This is a genomic window from Halioglobus sp. HI00S01, from assembly GCF_001635445.1.
GTDB lineage: Bacteria > Pseudomonadota > Gammaproteobacteria > Pseudomonadales > Halieaceae > Halioglobus > Halioglobus japonicus.
Genome location: NZ_LWEE01000044.1, coordinates 59859 through 66980, shown reverse-complemented (window position 1 = coordinate 66980; position 7122 = coordinate 59859). Strand labels below are relative to the sequence as shown.

Annotated in this window: 7 protein-coding genes; all 7 read right to left on the bottom strand. The window is 59.3% G+C overall.

Going from position 1 to position 7122, the window contains the following annotated elements; genetic code table 11:
• Positions 1 to 354 precede the first annotated feature (354 nt).
• A complete protein-coding gene (locus A3709_RS08210) occupies positions 355 to 1647 on the bottom strand; it encodes an adenylosuccinate synthase (protein WP_066052849.1) in 1293 nt (430 codons plus the stop codon).
• 115 nt (positions 1648 to 1762) lie between these two features.
• Entirely contained in the window at positions 1763 to 2935 is a 1173-nt protein-coding gene (locus A3709_RS08205) for an ATP phosphoribosyltransferase regulatory subunit (protein ID WP_066052847.1), read from the bottom strand.
• Positions 2936 to 2955: 20 nt separating this feature from the next.
• Complete coding sequence (locus A3709_RS08200) at positions 2956 to 3123, bottom strand: DUF2065 domain-containing protein (protein ID WP_229801901.1); 168 nt, start codon at positions 3121 to 3123, stop codon at positions 2956 to 2958.
• A gap of 230 nt (positions 3124 to 3353) precedes the next feature.
• Positions 3354 to 3542, bottom strand: coding sequence for a hypothetical protein (locus tag A3709_RS23110; RefSeq protein ID WP_156507621.1), 189 nt, complete (start codon positions 3540 to 3542; stop codon positions 3354 to 3356).
• Between the two features lie 78 nt (positions 3543 to 3620).
• Positions 3621 to 4496 carry a protease modulator HflC gene (gene hflC, locus A3709_RS08195; RefSeq protein ID WP_066052843.1) on the bottom strand — a complete coding sequence of 292 codons (876 nt, stop codon included), beginning with the start codon at positions 4494 to 4496 and terminating at the stop codon, positions 3621 to 3623.
• 2 nt (positions 4497 to 4498) lie between these two features.
• Positions 4499 to 5653: an FtsH protease activity modulator HflK gene (hflK, locus tag A3709_RS08190; RefSeq protein ID WP_066052840.1), complete on the bottom strand. Its 1155-nt coding sequence runs from the start codon at positions 5651 to 5653 to the stop codon at positions 4499 to 4501.
• Between the two features lie 149 nt (positions 5654 to 5802).
• On the bottom strand, positions 5803 to 7074 hold the full coding sequence (gene hflX / locus A3709_RS08185; protein WP_066052838.1) for a ribosome rescue GTPase HflX: 1272 nt from the start codon (positions 7072 to 7074) through the stop codon (positions 5803 to 5805).
• Between the last annotated feature and the right edge of the window lie 48 nt (positions 7075 to 7122).

The following is a 7122-nucleotide window of genomic DNA, read 5'->3' as shown; positions in this document are numbered from 1 at the left end:
CTCCATCGCGCCCTCCACGGCTGTAAGTGCATATCCCGTGGATGCCAGGTGGCCATATTAGCGCGATCTATAGATTGGCCTTGTTAGGTCGACGCACAACCCGCGACCAAAACAGCAGTCATGATAGCCAGAAGCCATTTACAAAAGATTGTTTTCATCAGCCTGCCTCTTCACCTACGAATAGACAGGTAATGGGCAAATAACTTGCCCAGTATGGACCGGCCCAGTAGCAGCAGGCCTTGAGCACTAAACCAGGGTTAGCTGCAAAACGTTGATAGGCAAATCACGTTTTATTTGGCGAGACATATCTAAAAAAAGGGGGCCCGGAGGGCCCCTTTATCCTGATGCAGATGATCAACCGAAGGGATGACACAGCACGATCGTCTCAACGCGATCCGGGCCGGTGGAGATGATGTCGATAGGTGCACCGACAACCTCTTCGATTTTCTTGATGTAATCGCGGGCCGCCTGGGGCAGCGCATCGAGCGACTGGGCACCGAGGGTAGAATCGCTCCAGCCGGGGACTTCTTCGTACACCGGGTGCAGGCCTTCGTAGTCGTCGGAATCCACCGGGTTCGGTACAGCGTTGCCATCGGCATCGGCGTAGCCCACACAAATCTGGATGGACTCCAGACCGTCGAGCACGTCGAGCTTGGTCAGGCACAGGCCACTTACTGAGTTGATGTTAACGGCGTTGCGCAGGGCCACGGCGTCGAACCAGCCGCAGCGGCGCGGACGCCCGGTGGTGGCACCAAACTCGTGGCCCTTCTCGGCCAGGTGGGCACCGGTTTCATCAAACAGTTCGGTGGGGAATGGGCCGGAGCCGACACGGGTGGTGTAGGCCTTGGTAATACCCAGCACATAATCCAGGTACAGCGGGCCAAAACCGGAGCCGGTGGCGGTGCCGCCGGCGGTGGTATTGGAGCTAGTCACGTAGGGGTAGGTGCCGTGGTCGATATCCAGCAGCGAACCCTGGGCGCCTTCGAACATGATCTTGGCGTTGGTCTGGCGGCACTCGTGCAGCATGGCGGTAACGTCAGCGATCAGCGGCTTGAGCTCCTCGCCCATGGCCAGCGTTTCTTCCAGCACCTTGCCATAATCCAGTGGCTCTACATGGTAGTAATGCTCCAGGGCGAAGTTGTGGTACTCCATGACTTCCTTGAGCTTGCGGGCAAAGCGGTCCTTGTCCTGGAGATCGCCCAGACGCAGGCCACGACGGGCGACTTTGTCTTCGTAAGCGGGGCCGATGCCACGGCCGGTGGTGCCGATTTTCTCATTGCCGCGCTTCGCCTCACGGGCCTGATCCAGGGCCACGTGGTAGGGCAGGATGAGCGGACAGGCCGGAGATATCTTCAGGCGTTCACGCACAGGGACACCGGCCTCTTCCAGGCCGTTCATTTCCTTGAGCAGCGCGTCGGGGGCCAGCACCACGCCATTGCCGATCAGGCACTGTACGTTCTCGCGTAAAATGCCGGATGGGATCAGGTGGAGAACGGTTTTCTCGCCGTCGATGACCAGCGTATGGCCCGCATTGTGGCCACCCTGGAAGCGCACTACAGCGCTAGCCTGGTCGGTGAGAAGATCGACGATTTTACCTTTGCCCTCGTCGCCCCACTGGGTGCCGAGAACTACTACGTTTTTGCTCATGGTGTTGCTTTCTCCGCCGTCATTCCGGCGAAGGCCGGAATCCAGTGAGGGTTGGGTTTGCCACTCACGGTTTCTGGATTCCCGCTTTCGCGGGAATGACGATTACTTTAGTGAACTATAAATTCTGAACCATCCAACCTTCGTCGGAACCCACCAGCTCCCGGTCACAGCGGGCATCTAACGCGCCGCCCAGGGTGTTGATCACAATCTCGCCGTCCGCGCGCAGTGCCTCTACTTTCGCCAGCAGCTCTGGGTCGTCGCTGTCGGGCATGCTGATCGCGCCCTGGGCTGCCTTAGCAACCGGGGACAGCGCCATCAGCGCCTTCAAATCGGTGGCAAAGCCGGTGGCAGGACGGGCCCGGCCAAAGACTTCACCTACATCATTGTAGCGCCCACCGTTGGCCAGCGCCTGGCCGTGGCCGGGCACATAGGCGGCAAATACAATGCCGGTGTGATAGTGATAGCCGCGCAGCTCTGCGAGGTCAAAGTAAATGTTAATGTCCGGGCGCTGGCGGCGGATATCGGTGGCCACGTCTGCCAGGGCTTCTACCGCGGCCAGGGCCTCGGGAGCGCGCTCGGCGAACAGCTCGCGGGCGTCGGCCAGTACGCTGTCGTCGCCGTGTAAATCCACTAGTCCGACAATGAGCTCAGCCGTGGCCTCGGGGATATCGGCCTTGGCCAGCGCTTCGGTGAGGTCAGGGACAGATTTACGCTGCAAGCAATCGAAGATAGTGGCCTCGAGCTCGGCGTCCAGGCCGGCGCTAGAGAGCACTGCCTCGTAAATGCCCACGTGGCCGAGGTCCAGGGTAATGGTGTTTTCAAGCTGGGCCGCGTCGAGGGTGGCCAGCATCAGGCGAATCACCTCCACATCGGCGGCCAGGCTGTCGTCTCCGTAAAGCTCGGCGCCCAACTGGATGGGCGAACGCGAGGCCATGAGCGACTTGGGCCGGGTGTGCAGGGTGGAGCCGGCATAGCACAGGCGAGACACCCCTTCCGGGGCCAGGCTGTGGGCGTCGATACGCGCCACCTGGGGGGTGATATCCGCGCGCACGCCCATGGTGCGGCCGGAGAGCTGGTCGGTGAGCTTGAAGGTGAGCAGGTCGAGGTCCTGCCCCAGGCCAATCAGCAGGGAATCGGTGAATTCCACCAGCGGCGGAATCACCAGTTCGTAGCCCCAGGCCCGGAATAAATCGAGCAGGCGGCGGCGCAGGCGCTCTACCGTGGCTGCCTGTGCGGGAAGCACTTCCTCTATGCCGTCTGGCAATTGCCAGCGATCAACCGATGTCATCTGGAATCCTACCTGGAACCCTAGTTAAAAACGTAAAGCAAAAACACCCCCAGCAGCATGCTGCCGAGGCCGATGTTGCGAATCACGCGGTCTTCCATCTGCGCCACGAGCGCCAGCATGTTGCGCCAGCGATTAGGGCTGATGAAGGGCATCGCGCCCTCAATAATAAATACCAGTGCCAGGGCCACCGGGAGAACCTGCCAGAAGTCCACTTTTCCCCCTCAAAAACGGCCAGACACAAAAAAACCGTGGCTTCATCGCTTGTGGCTCAAACGACAAATCCCACGGCTGTGGGATGCTACCACAGAATGGTGTCTGGAAGGGAATGGATTATGCTGTGAAAAAGGCGCGAAGTTGGGGGAGGACGATCACAGCGATAGTGAGACCCTGCGCCCATATGACGAGGCGAAACTTGGCATCAACCGGTGCTTTGAACGCCTCCAGGCGCGCATCCAGCATCCAGATATTCTCTTGTCACCAAATCTTTCATATTGATCTTGAATGCCTCAGCAAGCATTTCACCCTGAGCTTCAGCCTGTTTACGGCTAAACCCGGCCTCCTGTAGGTGGCGGGCAGAGTTCAGTGTATCAAATGTCGTTGTGGCCATGGAAAACCCCCGGGTCGTACAGAGTAGTCCAATTCCCGCTCACGATGGAACATCAGAATGGACCACTCTGTGCAAGGATCATTTCCCGCCTGAAGAATCCTTCAAGTAGCGGAAGAACTCGCTATCGGGCTGCACAAGCAGCACGTCGCCCTGGCCCTGGAAGGATTCCTGGTAGGCCTTGAGGCTGCGAGTGAAGGAGTAGAACTCCGGGTCCTGGTTAAAGGATTCGGCGTAGATACGCGTGGCCTCGGCATCACCGTTACCGCGAATCTGCTCAGCATCGCGGTAGGCGTTCGCCGCGATAACGGTGACCTCGCGGTCGGCCGCTGCGCGAATACCCTCGGCCAGTTCCTGACCCTGGGCGCGGTGCTCACGGGCCTCCTTCTCACGCTCGGCATTCATCCTTCGGTATACGGAATCGGATACGTCGCGAGGCAGGTCGATCTGCTTCACGCGCACGTCAACCAGTTCAACACCGAGTTCGGTTTTCACCACGTCGCGCAGGTCGTTGGCCAGGTCTTCCATGAGCTCGTCGCGCTCACCGGAAACCACTTCCTGAATGGTGCGCACAGCCACCTGGTTACGCAGGCCGTCGTTAATACGCTGCGCCAGCAGGCCCATGGCCCGGGCTTCTTCACCGTTGGTGGCGGTGTAGAACTTGGCGGTGTCAGACACGCGGAACTTGGCGTAGGAATCCACGATCAGGGCTTTTTTCTCCTGGGTGAAGAATGGCTCTGGCTGGGAATCCACTGTGAGCACGCGGCCATCAAACTTGCGCACGTTGTTCACGAACGGCACTTTGAAGTGCAGACCGGGTTGAATATCCGGGTTGACCACCTCACCGAACTTGAGCAGTACGCCGCGCTCGGTTTCCTTGATTACGTAAACGGATTTGCTGCCCACGAAGATCACCAGGGCAAACAGAATCATAAAGATCATATTGCGATTAGACATGATTAGCGCCCTCCCCGACGGCTGGAACTTCCGGCGGCGGCCGCATCGCGACGCAGCTGCTCGGTCACCTGGTTAGTGAGCTCACGCAGAGTGGCGGAATCAATGGTGGCCCCACCGGCGCTGCGGCTCTGCTCGGCAAGCTTGTCCAGCGGCAGGTACATCATATTGTTGCCACCTTCGACATCGACCATGACCTTGCTGGTATTGGTGTAAACGCCCTGTACCGCATCGAGGTACAGGCGCTCGCGGGTTACCTCTGGCGCTTTCTGGTATTCCGTCAGAAGCTTGTTAAAGCGGTCTGCCTCACCTTCTGCGTTGGCGATAACCTGCTCCTTGTAAGCGCTGGCTTCTTCCACCTGGCGCTGGGCCTGACCGCGGGCCTCAGGGACCACCGCGTTGGCGTAGGCCTGGGCTTCGTTCTTCACGCGCTCCTCATCCTCACGGGCCTTGATCACGTCGTTAAACGCGGCCTCAACCTGGCTTGGGGGCTTGGAATCGTCAACGTTCACGGTGGATACCAGGATGCCTGTTTCATACAGGTTCAGGTATTCCTGCAGGCGCTGCTTCACATCGATACCGATCTTGGCACGGCCCTCGGTGAGCACCAGGTCCATGCTGGTGCCGCCCACGACATGACGCAGGGCACTTTGCGCGGCGTGCTGCAGCGAGCGCTCCGGATCGCGCACTTTCAGCACGAAGCTGGTGGGATCGTCGATCACGTACTGCAAGGAGAGCTTCACCTCGACAATGTTCTCGTCCTGGGTGAGCATGGTCTCGCTGAGCGTAGAGGCGCGAACCTTGGTGGTGTTGATTTTGATCACTTCGTCGATACCCGGCGGGTTCCAACGCAGGCCTGGCTGGCGGGTGTCGTGATACTCACCAAAGCGCAGCACCACGGCACGCTCCTGCTGGTCGACCTGGTAGAAGCCCAGCAGGCCCCATAGCAGCAGGCCTACCACAGCCACAATCACCATGGCCGCCCAGGGGAAACCCCCGCTGCCACCGCCGCGCGACGATGAACCGCCACCGAACATGCCGCCCAGTTTTTCCTGCAGCTTCTTAAGCGCTTCATCAAGATCCGGCGGCCCCTGGTTCCCACCACCCCATGGGTCGTTAGGTCCCTTGTTGTTACCGCCACCCGGTTCATTCCAGGCCATGTTGCAACTCCTTAATCCAAAGTCGAATGAGTCTACCAAATTTTAAAACCCTGGGGTCAGGTCTCTGATTTCTCAGACAACCCTGGGGTCAGGTCTTAAATGTCTGAGAAATTCAAGACCTGACCCCAGGGTTGTCTGAAGCCCAGGCGTTAGAACATAGGCTCGGGGCCTTTCTTCATTAAACGGTTCCAATCGGCGCGGGGCAGGCGTACTTGCAAGTGGGCGGTGCCATCGTCTGCATAGTTCTCTGACTCCACAGCGCCTAGCGCATAAAAAGCGGCGCGTAATTGGCCCTGATCGGGGGCCAGTTCCAGTTCTTCGTTGACCATATCTTGTCCCACCAGCTCGCTGACGGCCTGCAGGAGCAACTCCACGCCATCGCCGGTGGCGGCGCTTAACCATACTCGCTCGGGTTTACCTTCGGCATTACGATCTATACGTGGCTGCTGCTCGAGTAGATCCAGTTTGTTAAACACCTCCAGGCGCGGAATTTCGTCGGCGCCAATCTCATGAAGGACGTCCTGCACCTGGTAAATATTGTCTTCACGCTCGTCGCTGGCTGCATCGATCACATGTAGCAGCAGGTCAGCATTGAGAGTTTCTTCCAGTGTGGCTTTGAACGCCTCTACCAGCTTGTGGGGCAGATGGGCGATAAAGCCCACGGTATCGGCAAACACAACCGGGCCCACATTCTCAAGCTCCAGGCGACGCAGGGTGGGATCCAGGGTGGCGAAGAGCTGGTCGGCGGCGTACACACCGCTCTGTGTAATGTAGTTAAACAGTGTCGATTTGCCGGCGTTGGTATAGCCGACCAGTGACACGGTGGGGATTTCCTGGCGCTTGCGCGAGCGGCGACCCTGGTCGCGTTGCTTGCGCACTTTTTCGAGACGCGCGGTAATCGACTTGATACGCACCCGCAGCAGGCGTCGGTCGGTTTCGAGCTGGGTTTCACCCGGGCCGCGCAGGCCAATACCGCCCTTTTGGCGCTCGAGGTGGGTCCAGCCGCGGACAAGGCGCGTGCTCATATGCTGTAACTGGGCGAGCTCCACCTGCAATTTACCCTCGTGGGTGCGAGCGCGTTGGGCAAAAATATCGAGAATGAGACCGGTGCGGTCGAGCACCCGGCACTTGAGCTCCTGCTCGAGATTGCGTTCCTGGCTGGGGCTGAGGCTGTGGTTAAACATCACCACCTCGGCCTCGTGCAGGGCGACTTCGTCACGAATTTCTTCCAGCTTGCCGGCGCCGACAAAGGTGCCGGGATGGGGGGCACTGCGCGAGCCCATGATATAGGCAGCAGGGTCCCCTCCTGCGGAGAGCACGAGTTCTTCAAATTCGCGGGGGTCTTCCCGCTCGGATTCGCTGTCGAGGTTGAGGTGAACGAGCACAGCGCGCTCCCCGGACTCGGGTCGATCAAAAAACAAATTTACCTCGGGAGTCTTTCCCGCAGCGGAGAATCGGGGGGCGGCTGC